Source organism: Streptomyces sp. NPDC058326, from assembly GCF_042879855.1.
Lineage (GTDB): Bacteria > Actinomycetota > Actinomycetes > Streptomycetales > Streptomycetaceae > Streptomyces.
In genome coordinates this window covers 590,612-611,750 of the sequence record NZ_JBHVZO010000003.1, presented here as the reverse complement: position 1 = coordinate 611,750, position 21,139 = coordinate 590,612, and the positions used below count along the sequence as shown (strand labels likewise).

Genomic DNA, 21,139 nt, shown 5'->3' with positions numbered 1-21,139 from the left:
GGCCGGGTCGTGAGGCTGTTGCCCCTCCGTACCGGGGTCCGCTGGAAGATCGCCGTCGCCATCGCGGCGGTCGGCGCGCTCATCGCGATCACCCTCAGCGTGGTCGTGCACAACGCCGCCCGGATCTCGATGCTGGACAACGCGCGCGAGGTGCAGATGGAGCGGCTGCTCTTCGCGCAGCGGATGTACGAGACGTCGAAACCGAAGGAACCGCGCTTCGGCACGAAGATCAACGATCCGTCGCTGCCGGCCCAGCTCGACCAGCTGATGCGGGACAAGCGGCGCGGGACGTACGTGCAGGAGCACCGGCACGGCGGGCCGCCCGACGTGTGGGCGGCCGTGCCGCTCGCCAACGGCGACGTGCTCTCGCTGCACATCCCCTTCGCCGACCGCAGCGCGACGATCATGAACGATCTGGACCGGGCGCTCGTCATCGGCTCGGTCTCGGTGGTCTTCGGCGGCTGCGCGCTCGGTGTGCTCATCGGCGGTCAGCTCTCACGGCGGCTGCGGAAGGCCGCCGTCGCGGCCGGACGGGTCGCCCAGGGCAACACGGACGTCCGGGTGCGGGAGGCCGTCGGCGGGGTCGTACGGGACGAGACCGACGACCTGGCGTGGGCGGTCGACGCCCTCACCGACGCCCTCAACGAACGGATCGAGGCCGAGCGGCGGGTCACCGCGGACATCGCGCACGAACTGCGTACCCCGGTGACCGGCCTGCTCACGGCTGCCGAGCTGCTGCCGCCGGGGCGCCCGACCGAGCTCGTACGGGACCGGGCGCAGGCCATGCGGACGCTGGTCGAGGACGTCCTGGAGGTGGCCCGGCTCGACAGCGCGTCCGAGCGGGCGGAGCTCCAGGAGATCTCGCTCGGCGAGTTCGTGGACCGGCGGGTGCGGGCCCTCGATCCCGAGGTGGTCGTCCGGGTCGTCCACGAGTCGTGGGTGAACACCGACCCGCGGCGCCTGGAACGTGTCCTGGGCAACCTCCTCGCGAACGCCGCCAAGCACGGCAGGCCGCCGGTGGAGGTCACCGTCGAGGGCCGGGTCGTCCGCGTCCGCGACCACGGGCCGGGCTTCCCTGAGGCGCTCCTGAAGGAGGGCCCGAGCCGGTTCCGTACGGGGTCGAGCGACCGCGCGGGCCAGGGCCACGGGCTCGGCCTCACGATCGCGGCGGGCCAGGCCCGGGTCCTCGGCGCCCGGCTGACCTTCCGGAACGTGGCCTCGGAGAGCGCGCCGAACGGGGTGGGCGGCGCCATCGCGGTGCTGTGGCTCCCGGACCACGCGCCGACGAACACGGGCAGCTTCCCCATCCTGCGCCAGCCCGACTGACGGTGTCGGGGGGGCGGGGACGGGGCCGGCCCCCTGGCCGGCCCGACTGACGGTGTCCGGGGGCCGGGGTCGGCCTCCGGCCGTCCCGACTGACGGGTGTCCGGGGGTACGGGGACGGGGCCGGCCCCTGTCTCGGGACCGGCCCCGTCCGTGGACCGCTTCGGCGCGGGGTCAGACCGTCTCGGCGACCTTCGTGTGGTCGTCGCCCGTCACCGTCTTCGGGGCGGGCGTGGGGCCGGCCCCGCGGAGCGCCACCTCCTTGACGAGGAAGGCGAGGACGAAGCCGAGCACGGAGACCGCGGCGGCGACCAGGAAGGCGCTGTGCGTGCCCGAGGCGACCGCGTGCTGGTAGGCCTCGCGGAGCGCCTCCGGCAGCTTGGCCAGGCTCGCCGCGTCCAGCTGGGCCGTCCCTTCGGTGAGCCCGGACCCGCCGCGCGCCGCCATCTCGTCCTGGACGCGGCTCGTGAAGAGCGCGCCCATGATCGCGACGCCGAAGGAGGAGCCGAGCGTCCGGAAGAGGGTGGTGGAGGACGAGGCGACGCCCATGTCCTTCATCTCGACGCTGTTCTGGGCGACGAGCATGGTGATCTGCATGAGGAAGCCCATGCCGGCGCCGAGGACGGCCATGTAGACGCCGGAGGTCAGCCGGGAGGTGCCGGTGTCCATCTGGGCCAGCAGGAAGAGACCGGCCGTCATGAGGGCGCCGCCCACGATCGGAAAGATCCTGTACTTGCCGGTGCTGGTGGTGAAGCGGCCGACGAGCAGCGAGACGATCATCATCGCGATGAGCATCGGCAGGAGCAGCAGACCCGAGTTGGTGGCCGAGGCACCCTGGACGGACTGCTGGAAGATCGGCAGGTAGAGGACCGCGCCGAACATCACGAAGCCGGTGATGAAGCCGATCAGGGACATCACGGTGAAGTTGCGGCTGCGGAAGATGTGCAGCGGCATGATCGGGTCGCTCGCCCGCGTCTCGACGTACAGGAAGGCGGCGAGCGCGGCGGCTCCGCCGACGGCGAGGCCGACGATGGTGGCCGAGCCCCAGGCGTACTCCGTGCCGCCCCAGGTGGTGACCAGGACGATCGCGGTGATGCCCACGGTCAGCAGCGCGGCGCCGAGGAAGTCGATCGGGGTGCCCGTGGCGCGCCGCTTCTTCGGCAGGTGCAGCACGGTGGTGACCATGGCGAGGGCGACGGCGCCGAGCGGCAGGTTGATGTAGAAGGACCAGCGCCAGCCCCAGTGGTCGGTGATGGTGCCGCCGACGAGGGGGCCGCCGATCATGGCGAGGGCCATGACGCCGGCCATCATGCCCTGGTACTTGCCGCGCTCACGGGGCGGGATCAGGTCGCCGATGATGGCCATGACGCCGACCATGAGGCCACCGGCGCCGAGGCCCTGGATCGTGCGGAAGCCGATGAGCTGGCCCATGTCCTGGGCCATGCCGCTGAGCGCGGAGCCGATCAGGAAGATCACGATCGAGGTGAGGAAGACGCCCTTGCGGCCGAACATGTCGCCGACCTTGCCCCAGAGGGGGGTGGAGGCGGCGGTGGCCAGGGTGTAGGCGGTGACGACCCAGGAGAGGTGTTCGAGGCCGCCGAGCTCGCCAACGATCGTCGGCATCGCGGTGCCGATGATCATGTTGTCCAGCATCGCGAGGAGCATCGCGATCATCAGGGCGAGGAGGACGACGCGGACACTGCGTGGCTGCGGCTCCGGCTCTCCCCGCGCCGGCTCCGCCGTGGTCTGCTTCGTCATGTCGTCCCCTTACTTGCCGCCCGGCTAGTTACTACACTGGGGACGGTAGACCCGTAACTTGCCGGTCGTCAAGTAAGTTTTCTGGAAAGTGGAGAGCAGCCATGGCCCGAGGCAACACCCGCCAGCGCATCCAGGACGTGGCCCTGCACCTCTTCGCCGAGCAGGGGTACGAGAAGACCTCGCTGCGGGAGATCGCCGAGCACCTCGACGTCACCAAGGCGGCGCTCTATTACCACTTCAAGACCAAGGAAGACATCATCATCGGCATCTTCCAGGACCTCACCCGGCCCATGGACGAGCTGATCGCCTGGGCGAAGGAGCAGCCGCGGACGCTGGAGGTCAGGGAGGAGATCCTCCGCCGCTACCAGGAAGCACTGATGGGCGCCTACCCGCTGTTCCGCTTCATGCAGGAGAACCAGGCGGCCGTCCGCGAGCTGAGCATCGGCCTGACCTTCAAGGAGCGGATGCTCGAACTGAGCGGCCTGATCCAGGAGCCGGAGTTCGCCGTGCTCGACCGGGTGCGCTGCGTGAGTGCGATCTTCACGCTGCACGCGGGGATGTTCTTCATGGACAACGTCGAGGGCGACCCCGAGGAGAAGCGCGAGGCCGTCCTCGAGGTCGCCCTCGATCTGCTGAACCAGGCCCACAGGGCCGGATAGCGGGAGCTTCCGGGACGCTCACGCCGGGGTGACGGGAGCTTCCGGGACGCTCACGCCGGGGTGGCGGGAGATCAGATGCTCACGCCGTGGGACCGCAGGAAGGCGGCCGGGTTCACGGCGGAGCCGTAGTTCGGGGTCGTGCGGATCTCGAAGTGCAGGTGCGGGCCGGAGGAGTTGCCGGTGTTGCCCGAGAGGGCGATCTGCTGGCCGGCGGCGACCTTCTGGCCGACGAACGCCTTGATCTTCGACAGGTGGGCGTACTGCGAGTACGTGCCGTTGGCGTGCTTCACGACGATCGCGTTGCCGTACGCGGGACCGTCACCGCCGCCGTTCGGGCCGGCCTTCACGACGGTGCCCGCGCCCGCGGCCTTGACCGGGGTGCCGACCGGGACGGCGAAGTCCTGGCCGGAGTGCTTGTGGGACCACATGGCGCCGCCCTGGTTGTAGCTGGCGGTCAGGGTGTACGAGGTGACCGGCTTGACCCAGGACGCGGCCTTCTTGGCGGCGACGGCCTTCGTGGCGGCCTTCTTGACGGCGGCCTGCTTGGCGGCGGCGACCTTCGCGGCCGAGGCCTTCGCGGCGGCGGCCTTGACCTGGGCGGCGACGTGGGCCTGGGTCTCGGCCTGGGCGGCGACGGCGGCGGACGCGGTGACCGCGACCGGAGCGGCGGCGGCGTTGCCCTCGGCGGCGAAGGCGGACCCTGCTCCGGCCACCATCGTCGCTCCCAGACCCGCGGCGGCGAGAGCGACGGCGGTGATACGGGCGGCGGGGTTCATGACGCGCTTCGACATACGGGGGAAAACCTCCGGGAAGTACGGGACCCGACGCGAACAGTGCTGCGGCGCCGGGCTTGCTCATCCTTGGTAACCCGGACCCCCATCCAGCCCAAAACACCCCATCTACGACATCGCGTCGTAGCGATCTCCACGGAAGTTCAGCCCTTGACGACCCTGGAGACCACCTTCGAAATCGGACATACCGCCACAAGGGAATCGGTTTATTCGCATGTCACCCCCGCCCGGAACCGCCGAAAACACCACCCCTCGCCCGGTTCGGGACCCTCCGGGACCAAAGTCCCGACGGCTCACTCCTGAACGTCCCGAATAGACACCAAAGGTCGCCACTATTCCGGTTAGTACCCTCCGAAACCCCTGTGCGCCTTGTCACCAGAGGCAGGCCCCGGATGCGACCTGGGTCACGCAACCGAGCCGCCCCGGAGGCCGTCCCGCACTACGCTGACCGCTTCGGGGACCCAGGGGGACACAGATGGAACCTTCACTCATCGGCACACGGCTCGCCTCCGCGGCGATCGGCCCCATCTTGAAGAAACTGCTGGTCAACGACGTCCCGGGGGCCGGGCTCACGGGGAACGCGCCCAAGGTGCGGCTCTCCTCGCTCGTCTCCTTCCGCGGCGAGAAGCGGACGCTGACCGAGAAGGACGTCCGGAAGCTGGCCACCACCCTCGTCGAACGCTCGGGCAGCGGCCCCGGCGAGACCCCCTTCCCCGCCGACGAGACCGAGGCCGTCACCGACACCCTCGCGGCGACCCTGACCGCCCTCGGCGACCTCGACATGGACGACGTCCAGGCGGTCCGGATGGGCCACCACGCCCTCGCCCGCCGGCTGCGCGCGGCGGCCCCCGCCCCCGACGGCCTCTCCACCGACTCGGTCCTCTACCTGGAGTCGATGACCGAGTGGGCCTGCCTCCACATCCTGGAGTTCTTCACCCAGCGCTCGACGTTCGTCGCCCGCAGCCTGGTGGAACAGACCCGCGGGCAGGCGGAGCTGATCGCCAAGGTCGACGCCCTCCTCACCGGAACCCCGGGCGTGGCCGCCCAGGACGTCGACTTCGAGCGGCGCTACCTGGCCCACCTGGCGAGGAAACACGGGCGCCTGACGATCTACGGCATCGACCTGCACCATTCGCCGGACGAGTGGCCGCTGGACATGGCGTACCTGTCGCTGGAGGCGACGGGGCCGGACGCCGGGCCCGACCGGGCCGCGCTCACCCCCGAGCCGGGCCGCGGCACCGACCGGGGCGCGCACCCCGTCCACGGCGTCCCCGCCGACCAGGCCCTCGCCCGCCACCCCCGCATCCTGCTGCGCGGAGTCGCGGGCTCCGGCAAGACGACCCTGGTCCAGTGGCTCGCGGTCACCGCCGGCGAACGCGCCCATGGCACGATCCCGTTCGTCCTGCCCCTGCGCGCCCTGACCCGCCACGGCGAGCGGCTTCCCCCGGCCGACCGCTTCCTCTCCGCCGTCGGCTGCCCGCTCACCCCGCCGGAGGGCTGGGTCGACCGCGTCCTCACCGCCGGCCGGGGCATCGTCCTCATCGACGGCATCGACGAGGTTCCCGAACCCGAACGGGAGCGGACCCGCCGCTGGCTCCGCGACCTGACCAGCGCGTACGACGGCTCCAACCGCTGGCTCGTCACCTCGCGCCCCTCGGCGGTCAGGGACGACTGGCTGGCCGTGGACCGCTTCACCGAGCTCACCCTCTCCCCGATGTCCCGCTCCGAGGTCACCACCTTCGTGCGCCGCTGGCACACGGCTGCGGGCCCCGGGGCCGCCTCGTACGAGCAACAGCTCATCGACACCCTGCGCACCACGCCCGACCTCGCGCGGCTCGCCACCAACCCGCTGATGTGCGGCCTGATCTGCGCCCTCCACCGCGACCGGCGCGGCTTCCTCCCCCGGGGCCGCAAGGCCCTCTACGACGCGGCCCTGTCCATGCTCCTCACCCGCCGCGACCGCGAACGGGACATGGGGGCCCCGTACGGGGTGGAACTCGGCGAGGCGCCACAGATCCAGCTGATCCAGCGCCTCGCCTACTGGCTCACCCTCAACGGACGCACCCAGATGGACCGCGCCCACGCGCGCGCGATCGTCACGGAGGCCGTCCCCGCCGTCCCGGAGGCCGCCGCCCACGCCGACCCGGACAGCGTCTTCGCCCATCTGCTCCACCGCAGCGGTCTGCTCCGTGAGCCGACGCCCGACACCCTCGACTTCGTCCACCGCACCTTCCAGGACTACCTGGCGGCGAAGGCCCTCGTGGACCGGTGGGACATCGGTGTCCTCGTCCGGCACGCGGCGGACGACCAGTGGGAGGACGTCATCCGCATGGCCGTCGGGCACGCGCGCCCGCGCGAATGCGCCGAGATCCTCTCGGAGCTGCTGGCGGCGGCGGACGCCGCACCGGACCGCCGCACCCAGCTCCGTGTGCTGGTGCTCGCGGCGACGGCCCTCGACCACGCGACGGAGGTGGCGCCGGGGATCCGGGAACGGATCCTGGAGCGGACCGCGGAGGTGATTCCGCCGCGCGGGCCGGAGGAGGCGCGCGAGCTGGCGTCGGTCGGACGGGCGGTCCTTGACCTGCTGCCGGGTCCGGAGGGCCTGGACCACGAGGCGGCCCTCGACGTGGTGATCACCGCGACCCACATCGCCCATGACGCCACGCTGCCCTACCTGGCCCGCTTCACCTCGCATCCGCACCTGGCGGTCCGCTCCCAGCTGATGTGGGGATGGTCCCGGTTCCCCGCGGCCCCCTACGCGGAGCAGATCATCACCCGGCTCGACCCGGGTCTTCTCGACTTCACCGTCGTGTCCGACGAGCAGGCGGCCGAGATCGTGCGCCTCGGTCTGCGCCCCCGGGGCCTCGACCTGCGGCCGGGTCTCACCGCGGACGGCATGGCGCTGCTGCGGGGGGTGATCGGCGGGGCGCGGAGCCTGCAGATCCCGGGGACCCTCGCCCGGTTCGTGGACCCCCTCCCCGCCGAGAACGCGCTGGAGACCCTCACGGTGATCGGGTACCCCGTAGGGGGACTCGGCTTCCTCCGCCGTCTGACCGGCCTCCGCGCGGTCGAGATCTACGGCAGCACGACGGCGCCCGAGGAAGCCTGGGACGCGCTGGCCGCCCTGGACGGGCTCTCGTTCCTCGTGGTGCACACGAGGACCCTCTCCGGCATGCCGGAGACGCTGCGGCTGCCGCGGACGGAGGTGCTGTACGTGCATGCCGATGCCGCCGCCACCCCGCTGGACGTCATCGCCCGGACCTTCCCGGCCCTGGTCCAGCTGAGACTCCTCGGTGACCTCGGACGGCAGGTCCACGACCTGACACCGCTGGCGTCCCTGCCGCGCCTCGGCTCGGTCATGGGCGTCGGTGGCCGGTTCGCCGGCGCCGAGAAGCTCGCCCCCACGGTCGAGATCCGCATATGAGCCGACCGGCACCGCGTGCTGGGTCGACGACGAAAGGGGCGGCCCCGGAACCATCAGGTTCCGGGGCCGCCCCTCGTGCTCAGGCCTTAGGCCTTACGCGTCCTTCGACAGGTTCGGGCCCGTGCCGCCCGTCGCCTCGATCGGCGGGGCGTCCGGCAGGGCCGTCTTCTCCTCGCCGCGGAAGGTGAACGCGCGCTCCTCGCCCTCGCCCTCCGTGTCCACGACCACGATGTGACCGGGGCGCAGGTCGCCGAAGAGGATCTTCTCCGACAGCGTGTCCTCGATCTCGCGCTGGATCGTCCGGCGGAGCGGACGGGCGCCGAGCACCGGGTCGTAGCCCTTCTTGGCGAGCAGCTCCTTCGCGGACTGGGAGAGCTCGATGCCCATGTCCCGGTCCTTGAGGCGCTCGTCGACGCGGCCGATCATCAGGTCGACGATCTGGAGGATGTCGTCCTGGGTCAGCTGCGGGAAGACGATGACGTCATCCACACGGTTGAGGAACTCCGGGCGGAAGTGCTGCTTCAGCTCGTCGCTGACCTTCGCCTTCATCCGCTCGTAGTTGGACTTCGTGTCGCCCTGGGCGGCGAAGCCCAGGTTGAAGCCCTTCGAGATGTCCCTGGTCCCGAGGTTGGTCGTCATGATGATGACCGTGTTCTTGAAGTCCACGACCCGGCCCTGGGAGTCGGTCAGGCGACCGTCCTCCAGGATCTGGAGAAGGGAATTGAAGATATCGGGGTGGGCCTTCTCGACCTCGTCGAAGAGGACGACGGAGAACGGCTTGCGGCGCACCTTCTCGGTGAGCTGGCCGCCCTCTTCGTAGCCGACGTATCCGGGCGGCGAACCGAAGAGACGGGAAACCGTGTGCTTCTCGCTGAACTCCGACATGTCGAGGGAGATCATCGCGTCCTCGTCGCCGAAGAGGAATTCGGCGAGCGCCTTGGAAAGCTCGGTCTTACCGACACCGGACGGACCGGCGAAGATGAACGAGCCACCGGGGCGCTTCGGGTCCTTCAGACCGGCACGCGTACGGCGGATGGCCCGCGAGAGGCCGATGACGGCGTCCTTCTGCCCGATGACGCGCTTGTGGAGCTCGTCCTCCATGCGGAGCAGGCGGCTGGACTCCTCCTCGGTCAGCTTGAAGACCGGGATACCGGTGGCGGTCGCGAGGACCTCGGCGATCAGATCGCCGTCGACCTCCGCGACGACGTCCATGTCGCCGGCCTTCCACTCCTTCTCGCGCTTGGCCTTCGCGGCGAGGAGCTGCTTCTCCTTGTCGCGGAGCGAGGCGGCCTTCTCGAAGTCCTGCGAGTCGATCGCGGACTCCTTGTCGCGGCGGACTCCGGCGATCTTCTCGTCGAACTCGCGGAGGTCCGGCGGCGCGGTCATCCGGCGGATGCGCATCCGGGAGCCGGCCTCGTCGATCAGGTCGATCGCCTTGTCCGGGAGGAAGCGGTCCGAGATGTACCGGTCGGCAAGGGTCGCGGCCTGGACGAGGGCCTCGTCGGTGATGGAGACCCGGTGGTGGGCCTCGTACCGGTCGCGGAGACCCTTGAGGATCTCGATGGTGTGCGGCAGCGACGGCTCGGCGACCTGGATGGGCTGGAAGCGGCGCTCGAGGGCCGCGTCCTTCTCCAGGTACTTCCGGTACTCGTCGAGCGTGGTGGCACCGATCGTCTGGAGCTCACCGCGGGCCAGCATCGGCTTGAGGATGCTGGCGGCGTCGATCGCGCCCTCGGCGGCACCCGCACCCACGAGGGTGTGGAGCTCGTCGATGAACAGGATGATGTCGCCGCGGGTGCGGATCTCCTTGAGGACCTTCTTCAGGCGCTCCTCGAAGTCACCGCGGTAGCGGGAGCCGGCGACCAGCGCGCCGAGGTCCAGGGTGTAGAGGTGCTTGTCCTTGAGGGTCTCGGGCACCTCGCCCTTGACGATGGCCTGCGCCAGGCCCTCGACGACGGCGGTCTTGCCGACGCCGGGCTCGCCGATGAGGACCGGGTTGTTCTTGGTGCGGCGGGACAGCACCTGCATGACCCGCTCGATCTCCTTCTCGCGCCCGATGACCGGGTCGAGCTTGGACTCGCGGGCCGCCTGGGTGAGGTTGCGGCCGAACTGGTCGAGGACCAGGGACGTCGAGGGGGTGCCCTCGGCAGGGCCGCCGGCCGTGGCGGCTTCCTTGCCCTGGTAGCCGGAGAGCAGCTGGATGACCTGCTGCCGCACCCGGTTGAGGTCGGCGCCCAGCTTCACGAGGACCTGGGCGGCGACGCCCTCGCCCTCGCGGATCAGGCCGAGCAGGATGTGCTCGGTGCCGATGTAGTTGTGGCCGAGCTGGAGGGCCTCGCGGAGCGACAGCTCCAGGACCTTCTTGGCACGCGGGGTGAAGGGGATGTGCCCGGACGGGGCCTGCTGCCCCTGACCGATGATCTCCTCAACCTGCTGGCGGACCGCCTCGAGCGAAATCCCGAGGCTCTCCAGGGCCTTAGCGGCGACACCCTCACCCTCGTGGATAAGGCCCAGAAGGATGTGCTCGGTGCCGATGTAGTTGTGGTTGAGCATCCGGGCTTCTTCCTGAGCCAGGACGACAACCCGCCGCGCGCGGTCGGTGAACCTCTCGAACATCGTTAATCGCTCCTCAGAGCGGTCAGTCAGTTAGGGGTCGATCCCCTCCCTGTCCTTCCGCAGCTTAGTCCCGCAAGCGGGGACCGCTCATTCCAACTGCCGACATCCGTCCGGATCACCCCTCTTCCGTGGGGAGACCTGCCGCCGAACAACCGACAAATGCTCCAACCCGATGGTGCGAGACGATGTTCCCGCAGGCCAAGTAGTTACCCGCGCCTTGAGTACGCCGATGGCGAACGTGAGACGCCGAAGCCCGCGACTCGCCCCTCTCCACTAGGAATGTCTTACCCGCGAGGACTGACACTCCATGCGGCGCACCCCGGTTCCCTCCGCTACCAGCGAACACCCTTGCGCTCCCGAATGCACTCGTACGCCCCATCCCGGACACCTTGCGCGTTCGGAGGAGGACCGTGCGTCACCGCGGGCGTAACCAACGCACCCTCGCGGGAGTTCCCCGGGCATGGCCTTCACCGTCCCGCTTCCCCGTACGCCGCCCGACGGCGCCCTGGCACGGTGGTACGAGCACGAGCTGGGCTGGGCGACGGTGGCCGGCCCGCCGGTGCGGCTGATCACGGGGCTGCGCTTCGACGTCCTGGAGCTGCCGGCTGCGGCCGGTCACGGCGTGCTGCGCCGGATGGGCCGGGCGACGGGCCCTGTGGCCCTGCGCGGGCACCGGATGCGGCTGCTCGTGGCCGCGGGGAGCGCGGAGGAGCTACCGGGCCTGCTCGACTGGCTCGAGTGGGGCGGCATCTCGCTCGACCTCACGGTGCTGGGCGCCGACGGCCGGATGACCGCGCCCCTTCCCCCGGGGAGCGGATCCGGCGCGCCGGGCACCGCGGTGTGGCTGCGGGCCCCGGCACCGGGTCGCGAGGTCGAGGCCTCCCTGCCGGCGCTGCGCTCCGCGCTGTGGGGCGGTGCGGATGCCCCCTGCCTGGTGCGACTGGTGGCCGCCGCGGCCGTGGAGTGCCATCGGGTGCGGCTGCTGAGTGCCCGGACCCGGGGGCCGGCGCCTCAGCAGCTGTCGCCTCAGCGGTTCGCGTCCTCGTAGGCCGCCTTGATGTCGGCGGGCACGCGGCCGCGGTCGTTCACGTTGTAGCCGTTGTCCTTCGCCCACGCGCGGATCTTCGCGGTGTCCGGGCTGCCCGTCGCCACGGCGCGGCCCTTGCCGCGTCCACCGGTGGTGCGGCCACCGGTGCGGCGGCCACTCTTGGTGTACGGCTCGAGCAGGCCACGGAGCTTTTCCGCGTTGGCGGTGGTGAGGTCGATCTCGTAGGTCTTGCCGTCCAGCGCGAACGTCACGGTCTCGTCCGCCTCGACACCGTCGAGGTCATCGACAAGAAGGACCTGAACCTTCTGTGCCACCGGATTTCCTTTCATCGAAAATGCAGTACGCGGAAAGGAAACCGCTTTTCCCGGAAAAACACAAACCCCTGGCAGAGGTTCAGAACCCTGGCAACGCGGGAAACGTGCGCGATTCGGACATAGGGTTCCGTGCGGGCTTCAGGACGGGGTTCCACGGAGGGTTCCGTGCGGGGTTCGGGGCGGGGTTCCCGTCACAGGTGCAGAAGCATCCGGCTGTTGCCCAAGGTGTTCGGCTTCACTCGTTCGAGACCGAGGAACTCCGCGACTCCCTCGTCATAGGAACGCAGGAGCTCGCTGTAGACATCTCCGTCGACCGGGGTCTCGCCGATCTCGACGAAGCCGTGCTTCGCGAAGAAGTCGACTTCGAAGGTCAGGCAGAATACCCGTCGCACCCCGAGCCATCGGGCGGTGTGCAACAACTTGTCCAGCACCTGATGTCCTACACCGGCTCCCTTGAACTCGGGATCGACGGCGAGAGTCCGCACTTCGGCGAGGTCTTCCCACATCACATGGAGGGCGCCGCAGCCGACGACGGTGCCGTCCTCGTCGCGTTCCGCGACCCAGAACTCCTGGATGGCCTCATAAAGGGTGACGGTCGCCTTGTCGAGCAGGATGCCGCGCCGGACGAACGGATCGACGAGTCGACGGACCGCGGCGACATCTCCGGTGCGGGCCCTGCGTACGGTGACGGCTTTGGCGGAGGCCGCGGAGGCGGCCGGGGAAGCAGACGGCGACATGGGGGGACGCTATCGCTCCTGGGCCCCGGTCCCGTCGGCGCCCTCCTCGGGCGGGGCGGCGATCGGCGTATCGCGCTGGACGATACGGATGGCGTCGTTCAGAGCTTCGCGCTGATCCTGCGACATCATGCCGAAGAAGGCGACGAGGGCGGCGGCGGGGTTGTCGCTCTGCGCCCATCCCTCGTTCATCAGGGCCGCCGCGTATGCGGCGCGGGTGGAGACCGCCGTATATCGATAGGCACGGCCTTCGACTTCCCTGCGGACCCAGCCCTTCTGATGGAGATTGTCCATGACGGTCATGACGGTGGTGTACGCGATGGACCGTTCCTGCTGAAGGTCCTCCAGAACTTCCCGGACGGTCACCGGGCGGTTCCATTGCCAGACGCGCGTCATCACGGCGTCTTCGAGCTCTCCCAAAGGACGGGGCACACCGCCACTTTAGATCGCAAACGGCCAGTAAGAGGCTATTGAGCGAAAGAAAAACGCAACAAAAAGGACGTACGACCTCGGAGGGTCGTACGTCCCGTGCGCCCAGGAGGGGCGGGGCTCAGGAGGTGGTGCCGCCGTCCGCCTGGCGGCCGCCCTCGGCCCGGGCGAGGGCGGCGTCCACGACCGCGTCCTCCTTGGCCTTGTTCGGGCCGCCCTGGCTCTTCACGATGACGACCACGAGGGCCGTGAAGAACGCGGCCATCACGATGGGGGGCAGGAGCGCGGATACGTAGTCCATGGCGACCAGAGTAGCTAGCCGGCGACCCGTTCCTCGGGCGGGGGCGGGGGTACGGGCCTCCGGCGCGGCGGGAACACCTCGGAGGGCTTGGGGACCGGGCGCTCGGCCGGGGCGGGTGGCGTCGGCTTGGGATCGTCCCCCGCCGCGCGCCCGCCGGGCAGGGCGAGCAGCCGGGCCCGGGGGGCGACGGCCGCCGAGGTGGTGGTCGCCTGCGAGACCCGGGCCAGGCGCGCGCGTACGGAGCGCTCGGCGAGGAGCTGGCAGCGGGCGAGCAGCGCGGCCGCGGCGGGGTTGCGGCGCAGTGCGCGGAGGGCGGCGAGGTCGTCGGCCGCCGGGTCGTACCCGGCGGCGAGCGCGTCCTGGAGGAGCTCCAGATAGCCGCTGAGGGAGCCGGGCAGCGCCTCGCGGTAGCGGGCCAGGTCGTCGAGGAGGAAGGCGCGGAGCCGGCCTGCCTCGCGTACGGCCTCGTCCACGGATGCGGCCAGGCGCAGGGCGTCCTGGACGTCCTCGTCCTGGAGGGGGGCGGGGTGGAGGGCGACGGCGAGGGCACGGCGGAGCACACGCAGCTCGTCCGCGCTGAACGCCATGCCGCCGCGGGATCCGTATGGCGTGGGCATGGGCCGACGATACGCGCTAATCGGACAATTTCCTCTTAGCGATCATTACGGCGCGCCGAGGGCCGCGTCCGGCGGGACGGGGCGGCGGCGGCCGCTCGTCGGACCTCGCCGGGCGGGGCCGCCACGCCTCCGGCCGCCTCACCGGCGGGTCCGTACATGCGGGTGTCACGCGGGACCGTCCGTCACACGCCGGCCCGTCCGTCACATGCGGGCCGTGGTCGCACACGAGCCCGTCCGTCACATGCGGGACACGTTGCGCTCGTAGACCAGGCGCAGGCCGATCAGGGTCAGCCACGGCTCGTGCTCGTCGATCTCCTTGGAGTCGGCGAGGACCATCGGCGCCAGGCCTCCCGTCGCGATCACCGTCACGTCCGACGGGTCGCCGTTCGCGCCGACGAGCTCCCGCTTCATGCGGGCGACGACGCCGTCGACCTGGCCCGCGTAGCCGTAGACGATGCCCGACTGCATCGCCTCGACCGTGTTCTTGCCGATGACGCTGCGCGGTCTGGCCAGCTCGATCTTGCGGAGCATGGCCCCCTTGACCCCGAGCGCCTCGACGGAGATCTCGATGCCCGGGGCGATGGCCCCGCCCGCGTACTCGCCGCGGGCGGTGATCGCGTCGTACGTCGTCGCCGTACCGAAGTCGACGACGATCGCCGGGCCGCCGTAGAGCTCGACGGCGGCGACCGCGTTGATCACGCGGTCCGCGCCGACCTCCTTGGGGTTGTCCGTGAGGACCGGGACGCCCGTCTTCACGCCCGGCTCCACCAGGACCGCCGGAACGTCCCCGTAGTACCGCCGCGTCACCTCGCGCAGCTCGTGCAGCACCGAGGGGACCGTCGCGCAGATGGCGATCCCCTCGATGCCGTCGCTCAGCTCGACACCGAGCAGCGGGTGCATGCCCATGAGGCCCTGGAGGAGGACCGCCATCTCATCGGCGGTGCGGCTCGGATCCGTGGAGATCCGCCAGTGCTCGACGATCTCGTCACCGTCGAAGAGACCGAGGACCGTGTGCGTGTTGCCGACGTCGATGGTGAGCAGCATCAGGCCCGCACCTCGCGCAGGTCGAGGCCGATGTCGAGGATCGGGGAGGAGTGGGTGAGCCCGCCGACCGCCAGGTAGTCCACGCCGGTCGCCGCGTACGCCGCCGCGTTCTCCAGGGTCAGCCGGCCAGAGGACTCCAGGACGGCGCGGCCCGCGACGAGGGCGACCGCCTCCTCGGTCTCGGCCGGGGTGAAGTTGTCGAGGAGGATCAGGTCGGCGCCCGCGTCCAGGACCTCGCGGACCTGGTGCAGGGTGTCGACCTCGACCTCGATCGGCAGCTCGGGGAACAGCTCGCGCACGGCCTTGAAGGCCTGGGCCACGCCGCCGGCCGCCACCACGTGGTTGTCCTTCACCAGGGCCGCGTCGGAGAGCGACATGCGGTGGTTGACGCCGCCGCCGCAACGGACCGCGTACTTCTCCAGGGCGCGCAGGCCCGGCGTCGTCTTGCGGGTGTCGCGGACCTTGGCGGTCGTGCCCTCCAGGGCGTCCGCCCACGCGCGCGTGGCGGTGGCGATGCCGGAGAGGCGGCACAGGATGTTGAGCGCGCTGCGCTCGCCGGTGAGCAGGTCGCGGGTGCGGGCGGTGACGCTGAGGAGCACGTCCCCTGCCGCGACGCGCTCACCGTCGTCGACGTGCCGCTCGACCTCGAACGCGTCCGCGCAGACGATGGACAGCACGGCCTCGGCGACCCGCAGTCCCGCGACGACACCGGCCTCGCGGGCGGTGAAGTCGGCGGTGGCGACGGCGTCCTCGGGGACGGTCGCGACGGTCGTCACGTCGACCCCGCCGTCGAGGTCCTCGGCGATGGCGAGGTGGGCGATGTCCTCGACCTGGACGGGGTCGAGGCCGGCGTCCGCCAGCAGTTCGGCGAGCGCGGGGTCCAGACCGCACTCGAACTCCTCACCGCCACCGCACGCGCAGTCGTCGCCGCAGCCGCCGACCTCCTCGGAGGGAACCGTGCTGATCTGGATGAGAGGGACGTCCACGGGCTCGGGACGGGCTTCCTCGGGCGTGCTCACTTACGGCTCCCTGGGGCGTCGAGGGTGGGGGGAAGATCGGGGGTCTCGGTGGTGCGGACGTCGAGGGTCCGCTCCGGGGTCAGGCGGACGACGAGATGGCGGCGCCACTCCGTGTCGTCCCGGTCCGGGTGGTCCTCGCGCCAGTGGCAGCCGCGCGTCTCCTCGCGGCGGCGGGCGGCGGCGACCAGGACCCGGGCGACGCACAGCAGGTTGGTCGTCTCCCAGGAGTCCACGCCCGGCTCGGCGGCCTTGGTGTCGTCGGAGCCGCCCGCGAGGGCGTCGCTGTGCAGGGCGTCGAGGGCCTCGGCGGCCTCCCGCAGGCTGGCCTCGGAGCGCAGCACCCCGGCGCCGGCCGTCATGGTCCGCTGGATACGGGCGCGGGCGCCCGCCACGGGCAGCGGCAGGGTCACCGGGGCCGGGTGCGGCAGCGGCGCGCCCGCCGCGCGCGGCGCGGCGGCCACGACGTCCTCGGCGATCCGCTCGGCGAAGACCAGGCCCTCCAGGAGCGAGTTCGAGGCGAGCCGGTTGGCGCCGTGGACGCCCGTGCAGGCGACCTCGCCGCACGCGTACAGGCCGGGAACGGTCGTGCGGCCCCGGAGGTCCGTACGGATGCCGCCGGAGGCGTAGTGCGCCGCGGGGGCGACCGGGATCGGCTCCGTCACCGGGTCGATGCCGTGGGCGCGGCAGGCGGCCAGGATCGTCGGGAAGCGCTGCTCCCACATCTCGGCGCCGAAGTGGCGGGCGTCGAGGTACATGTGCTCGGTGCCGTGCTCCTGCATCCGGCGCGTGATCGCCTTGGCGACGATGTCCCGGGGCGCGAGCTCGGCCAGCTCGTGCTGACCGGTCATGAAGCGGACCCCGTCGGCGTCGACCAGGTGGGCGCCCTCGCCCCGTACCGCCTCGGAGACCAGCGGCTGCTGGCCCTCGGAGCCGGCGCCGAGGAAGAGCACCGTGGGGTGGAACTGTACGAACTCCAGGTCGGAGACCTCGGCGCCGGCGCGCAGGGCGAGCGCGACGCCGTCGCCGGTGGAGACGGGCGGGTTCGTGGTGGCGGAGAAGACCTGGCCCATGCCGCCGGTGGCGAGGACCACCGCGGGCGCGTGGACGGCGCCGACGCCGTCGTGCTGGCCCTCGCCCATGACGTGGAGGGTCACACCCGCCGTGCGGCCCTCGGCGTCCGTCAGGAGGTCGAGGACGAGGGCGTGCTCGATGGTGCGCACGCCCCGGTCGCGTATCGCCTCGACGAGGGCGCGGGAGATCTCGGCGCCGGTGGCGTCCCCGCCCGCGTGCGCGATCCGGCGGCGGTGGTGGCCGCCCTCGCGGGTCAGGGCGATCTCGCCGTCGGCGGTCTTGTCGAAGTCGGCGCCGGTCGCGATGAGGCGGCGGACGGCGTCGGGGCCCTCGGTGACGAGGGCGCGCACGGCCCGCTCGTCGCAGAGCCCGGCGCCGGCGACGAGCGTGTCGTCGAGGTGCTGCTCGGGGGTGTCGCCCTCGCCGAGCGCGGCGGCGATGCCGCCCTGGGCCCAGCGGGTGGAGCCGTCGTCGAGGCGCGCCTTGGTGACGACGACCGTGCGGAGCCCGGCGGCGGTGCAGCGAAGGGCGGCGGTGAGGCCCGCGACACCGGAGCCGACCACGACGACGTCGGCGTCGATGGCCCAGCCCGGCGCGGGCGCGTGCAGCCGTATTCCGGTCACTTGGCGGCTCCGAAGGTCAGGGGGATGTTGTCGATGAGCCGCGTGGTCCCCACGCGCGCGGCGACGGCGAGGATCGCCTCCCCGTCGTGGTCGTCGGCGACCTCGGTGAAGTCGGCCGGGTCGACCAGGGCCAGGTAGTCGAGGGTGAGCGGCGGCTCGGCCCTGGTCGCGTCGTCGAGGACGGAGCGGGCCGCGGCCCGTACGGCCCCGGCGCAGCCGCCCTCGACCGCCTGCGCGACCGCGTGGGCGTCGGCGGCGGCCCGTGCCTCGCCGAGCCGGGACAGCGCCTCGGCGCGGTTCTCGGCCCGGCCCTGGGCGCCCGGCAGGGACGCGGCACGCGCGCGCAGCGCCTCCTGGGCGGCGAGCCGGTCGGAGGCGGCGAAGAGCGCGCGGGACAGCGCGAGGGCGGTACGGCGCTCGTCGGCCGACAGGTAGCGGTTGCGGCTGGACAGCGCGAGGCCGTCGGTCTCGCGGACGGTGTCCACGCCGACGATCTCGACCGGGAAGTTCAGGTCGCGGACCATGCGGCGGATCAGAGCCAGCTGCTGGGCGTCCTTCTGGCCGAAGAAGGCCAGGTCGGGCGCGGTGAGGTGGAGGAGCTTGGCGACGACGGTGAGCATGCCGTCGAAGTGGCCGGGCCGCGAGGCGCCTTCGAGGCGCTCGCCCATGGGTCCCGCGGTGATCCGGACCTGGGGCTCGCCGCCGGGGTAGACCTCGTCGACGGAGGGCGCGAAGACGGCGCTCGCGCCCGCGTCGAAGGCGAGCTCCAGGTCGGCGTCGAGGGTGCGGGGGTAGCGGTCGAGGTCCTCGCCCGCGCCGAACTGGAGCGGGTTGACGAAGACGGTGACGACGACGAAGCCCTTGTCGCCGACGCGCTCGCGGGCGGTCCTGATCAGGGTGGCGTGGCCCTCGTGGAGGGCTCCCATGGTCATGACCACGGCATTGCGGCCGGGGGCTCCGTGGTGCGCGACCGCGTCGGCGAGGTCCCCGGCCGTGGGGAGGAGCTCGGCCGGCTGGTGGCGGACGGCCCGGCCGCCCTCGGCGCTCGTGCGGGCGAACAGCGTCATCGGTCATCTCCCTGCGGCCCGTCGGCCGCTCCGGCGGTGCCCGTCGCGGAGTCGGCGGCCAGCACCCCGAGCAGGTCCTCGGCCAGCTCGGGCTTGAGCAGGCCGTGCGCGAGCGCCCGGTCGGCGGTCGTACGGGCCATCGCCAGGTATCCGGCGACGGTGCCGGGCGCGTGCTTGCGCAGCTCGGCGACATGGGCGGCGACCGTGCCCGCGTCGCCGCGCGCGACAGGTCCCGTGAGGGCCGCGTCGCCGGACCGCAGGGCATTGTCGAGGGCGGCGCCGAGGAGCGGTCCCAGCATCCGGTCGGGGGCGGCGACCCCGGCCGTGCGGAGCAGCTCCATCGACTGGGCCACCAGGGTGACCAGATGGTTCGCGCCGAGGGCCAGGGCCGCGTGGTACAGCGGGCGGGCCTCCTCCGCGATCCACTCGGGCTCGCCGCCCATCTCGATCACCAGGGCCTCCGCCGCGAGCCGCAGCTGCTCGGGTGCGGTCACCCCGAAGGAGCAGCCGGCGAGCCGCTGGACGTCGACCGGGGTGCCGGTGAAGGTCATCGCGGGGTGCAGGGCGAGCGGGAGCGCGCCGGCCCGGCGTACGGGGTCGAGGACCCGCACCCCGTACCGCCCGGAGGTGTGCACGATCAGCTGTCCCGGCCGTACGGCTCCGGTCTCGGCGAGGCCCTCGGCGAGGCCGGGCAGGGCGTCGTCCGGCACGGTGAGGAGGACCAGGTCGGCGAGGGCGAGCACGCGGTCGGGCTCGACGACCGGGACGTCGGGCAGGAGGGCCGCCGCGCGGCGCCGGGAGGCGTCGGAGACGGCGGAGACGGCGACCGGGCGGTGCCCGGCGAGCTGGAGCGAGGCGGCGAGGGCGGGGCCCACGCGGCCCGCACCGACGACTCCGACGGTGAGCCGGGCGGGTCGGTCCTCGGCTCGGGGCTCTGGCGCTTCTGATGCGTTCACGGTGGGGACGGCCTTCCGTTCCAGTCCTCGGCGGGTACCGGACGATTTCTGGTCATGCTACGCCAGCGTTTCGCGCTGCTCCGTGGCTGTCCACAGGGTGTGGGCGGCGGTGTGATGATCAGGCCATGGATCCTGTGAGTCCTGTGGACGAGGAAGCGGCCCGGCTGTACCGGGCGAAGGTCTGGGGCGGCGCCGAGCGCACGCTGTGGCGCACCCAGGCGGACGGGACGGCCGGCACGCGCCTGCGTGAGCTCGCCGCGTGGGCGGAGGAGTCGGGGCGGGCGGAGCAGCCGGTCGACACGTACGGGGACGGGCCGGTCGAGGAGCTGGAGCGGCGCGTCGCCGAGGTGCTCGGCCTGCCCGCCGCCGTCTTCTTCCCGACCGGCACGATGGCCCAGCAGGTGGCGCTGCGCTGCTGGGCCGGCCGCACCGGCAGCCCCGTCGTCGCCCTCCACCCGCTCGCCCACCCAGAGGTCCACGAGGGCGGCGCGCTCGGGTCCGTGTCCGGACTCCGTACGGTCCACCTCACGGACGCGCCCCGGCTGCCGACGGCCGAGGAGGTGCGCGACCACCCGGAGCCCTTCGGGACGCTGATGCTGGAGCTGCCGCTGCGGGACGCCGGCTTCGTACTGCCGACCTGGGACGAGCTGACCGAGGTGGTGGAGGCCGCCAGGGAGCGGGACGCGGTGGTCCACTTCGACGGGGCGAGGCTCTGGGAGTGCCCGACGCGTCTCGGCCGTCCGCTCGCGGAGATCGCGGAGCTCGCCGACAGCGTGTACGTCTCGTTCTACAAGTCCCTCGGCGGCCTGTCCGGCGCCGCGCTGGCCGGCCCCGAGGACGTCATGGCCGAGGCGCGGGTGTGGCGGCACCGATACGGGGGCCTGCTCTTCCAGCAGTACCCGGCGGCGCTCTCCGCGCTCCGGGGCCTGGACGTCGAGCTGCCCCGGCTGCCCTCGTACGTGGCCCACGCGCGCGTGGTGGCCGACGCGGTCCGGGAGGCGTTCACGGAGGCGGGCGTGGGCTGGTTCCGGGTCCACCCGGAGGTCCCGCACACCCACCAGTTCCAGGTCTGGCTGCCGTACACCCCGGAGACGCTGACGGCGGCGGCCCTGGCCCAGACCGAGGCCACCGGCACGGCCCTCTTCCGCCGCTGGTCCACCCCGGGCGCGGGCGGCCCGCCGGGGGTCGCGGTGACGGAGCTGACGGTGGCGGAACGGGGCCTGGAGTGGACGGCGGAGGATGTGAGGGCGGCGGTACGGGACTTCCTGTCGCGGCTCACGTAGAGACGGGGGCTGCCGCCGCCGGCGCCCCGCGGCTCACGCGGAGACGGGTGGCTGCCGCCGCC

18 protein-coding genes are annotated in these 21,139 nt (G+C 72.0%); 5 read left to right on the top strand and 13 right to left on the bottom strand.

The window, feature by feature from the left end; all coding sequences use genetic code 11:
- Window positions 1–9: 9 nt before the first annotated feature.
- Window positions 10–1,326 (top strand): two-component system sensor histidine kinase CseC, encoded by a 1,317-nt coding sequence (gene cseC, locus ACFVYX_RS08475; RefSeq protein ID WP_389680562.1) that lies wholly within the window; start codon window positions 10–12, stop codon window positions 1,324–1,326.
- Between the two features lie 171 nt (window positions 1,327–1,497).
- Here the strand turns inward: cseC and ACFVYX_RS08470 are convergent, their stop codons facing one another.
- Window positions 1,498–3,081, bottom strand: coding sequence for an MDR family MFS transporter (locus ACFVYX_RS08470; protein ID WP_389680561.1), 1,584 nt, complete (start codon window positions 3,079–3,081; stop codon window positions 1,498–1,500).
- Window positions 3,082–3,182: 101 nt separating this feature from the next.
- Between ACFVYX_RS08470 and ACFVYX_RS08465 the strand changes: the two genes are divergently transcribed.
- Complete coding sequence (locus ACFVYX_RS08465) at window positions 3,183–3,740, top strand: TetR/AcrR family transcriptional regulator (protein ID WP_389680560.1); 558 nt, start codon at window positions 3,183–3,185, stop codon at window positions 3,738–3,740.
- Between the two features lie 71 nt (window positions 3,741–3,811).
- Here ACFVYX_RS08465 and ACFVYX_RS08460 read toward each other — a convergent pair whose 3' ends face one another.
- Window positions 3,812–4,531 (bottom strand): M23 family metallopeptidase, encoded by a 720-nt coding sequence (locus ACFVYX_RS08460; protein WP_389680559.1) that lies wholly within the window; start codon window positions 4,529–4,531, stop codon window positions 3,812–3,814.
- A gap of 475 nt (window positions 4,532–5,006) precedes the next feature.
- Here ACFVYX_RS08460 and ACFVYX_RS08455 point away from each other — a divergent pair, with 475 nt between their 5' ends.
- Window positions 5,007–7,955, top strand: a complete 2,949-nt coding sequence (locus tag ACFVYX_RS08455) for an NACHT domain-containing protein (RefSeq protein ID WP_389680558.1) — start codon at window positions 5,007–5,009, stop codon at window positions 7,953–7,955.
- Between the two features lie 93 nt (window positions 7,956–8,048).
- On the opposite strand, the gene ACFVYX_RS08450 is transcribed toward ACFVYX_RS08455, so the two are convergent.
- A complete protein-coding gene (locus ACFVYX_RS08450; RefSeq protein WP_389680557.1) occupies window positions 8,049–10,571 on the bottom strand; it encodes an ATP-dependent Clp protease ATP-binding subunit in 2,523 nt (840 codons plus the stop codon).
- Window positions 10,572–11,031: 460 nt separating this feature from the next.
- On the opposite strand from ACFVYX_RS08450, the gene ACFVYX_RS08445 reads away from it, so the two are divergent.
- Complete coding sequence (locus ACFVYX_RS08445) at window positions 11,032–11,619, top strand: SCO3374 family protein (protein WP_389680556.1); 588 nt, start codon at window positions 11,032–11,034, stop codon at window positions 11,617–11,619.
- Here ACFVYX_RS08445 and ACFVYX_RS08440 read toward each other — a convergent pair.
- From ACFVYX_RS08440 to ACFVYX_RS08395, 10 genes are all read right to left on the bottom strand, one after another.
- A complete protein-coding gene (locus tag ACFVYX_RS08440) occupies window positions 11,598–11,933 on the bottom strand; it encodes an Lsr2 family protein (RefSeq protein ID WP_351216935.1) in 336 nt (111 codons plus the stop codon). The genes ACFVYX_RS08445 and ACFVYX_RS08440 overlap by 22 nt on opposite strands.
- A 191-nt stretch (window positions 11,934–12,124) precedes the next feature.
- On the bottom strand, window positions 12,125–12,670 hold the full coding sequence (locus ACFVYX_RS08435; protein WP_389680555.1) for an amino-acid N-acetyltransferase: 546 nt from the start codon (window positions 12,668–12,670) through the stop codon (window positions 12,125–12,127).
- A 9-nt stretch (window positions 12,671–12,679) separates the two neighbouring features.
- Window positions 12,680–13,099, bottom strand: a complete 420-nt coding sequence (locus ACFVYX_RS08430; protein WP_389680554.1) for a BlaI/MecI/CopY family transcriptional regulator — start codon at window positions 13,097–13,099, stop codon at window positions 12,680–12,682.
- Window positions 13,100–13,217: 118 nt separating this feature from the next.
- Window positions 13,218–13,397, bottom strand: a complete 180-nt coding sequence (locus ACFVYX_RS08425) for a hypothetical protein (RefSeq protein ID WP_389680553.1) — start codon at window positions 13,395–13,397, stop codon at window positions 13,218–13,220.
- A gap of 14 nt (window positions 13,398–13,411) precedes the next feature.
- Entirely contained in the window at window positions 13,412–13,984 is a 573-nt protein-coding gene (locus ACFVYX_RS08420) for a hypothetical protein (protein ID WP_389680611.1), read from the bottom strand.
- A 267-nt stretch (window positions 13,985–14,251) separates the two neighbouring features.
- Window positions 14,252–15,058 carry a type III pantothenate kinase gene (locus ACFVYX_RS08415; protein WP_389680552.1) on the bottom strand — a complete coding sequence of 269 codons (807 nt, stop codon included), beginning with the start codon at window positions 15,056–15,058 and terminating at the stop codon, window positions 14,252–14,254.
- The gene (gene nadC, locus ACFVYX_RS08410) at window positions 15,058–16,077 is read right to left on the bottom strand and encodes a carboxylating nicotinate-nucleotide diphosphorylase (protein ID WP_389680551.1); all 1,020 of its coding nucleotides are present in this window, start codon (window positions 16,075–16,077) and stop codon (window positions 15,058–15,060) included. The genes ACFVYX_RS08415 and nadC overlap by 1 nt, the downstream gene beginning before the upstream one ends.
- Window positions 16,074–17,771: an L-aspartate oxidase gene (locus tag ACFVYX_RS08405; protein WP_389680550.1), complete on the bottom strand. Its 1,698-nt coding sequence runs from the start codon at window positions 17,769–17,771 to the stop codon at window positions 16,074–16,076. Before ACFVYX_RS08405 ends, nadC begins: the two co-directional genes overlap by 4 nt.
- Window positions 17,768–18,838, bottom strand: coding sequence for a pantoate--beta-alanine ligase (gene panC, locus ACFVYX_RS08400; RefSeq protein ID WP_389680549.1), 1,071 nt, complete (start codon window positions 18,836–18,838; stop codon window positions 17,768–17,770). The genes ACFVYX_RS08405 and panC overlap by 4 nt, the downstream gene beginning before the upstream one ends.
- Window positions 18,835–19,794 carry a Rossmann-like and DUF2520 domain-containing protein gene (locus ACFVYX_RS08395; protein ID WP_389680548.1) on the bottom strand — a complete coding sequence of 320 codons (960 nt, stop codon included), beginning with the start codon at window positions 19,792–19,794 and terminating at the stop codon, window positions 18,835–18,837. The genes panC and ACFVYX_RS08395 overlap by 4 nt, the downstream gene beginning before the upstream one ends.
- A gap of 125 nt (window positions 19,795–19,919) precedes the next feature.
- Between ACFVYX_RS08395 and ACFVYX_RS08390 the strand changes: the two genes are divergently transcribed.
- Window positions 19,920–21,077: a threonine aldolase family protein gene (locus ACFVYX_RS08390; RefSeq protein WP_389680547.1), complete on the top strand. Its 1,158-nt coding sequence runs from the start codon at window positions 19,920–19,922 to the stop codon at window positions 21,075–21,077.
- Window positions 21,078–21,139 lie beyond the last annotated feature (62 nt).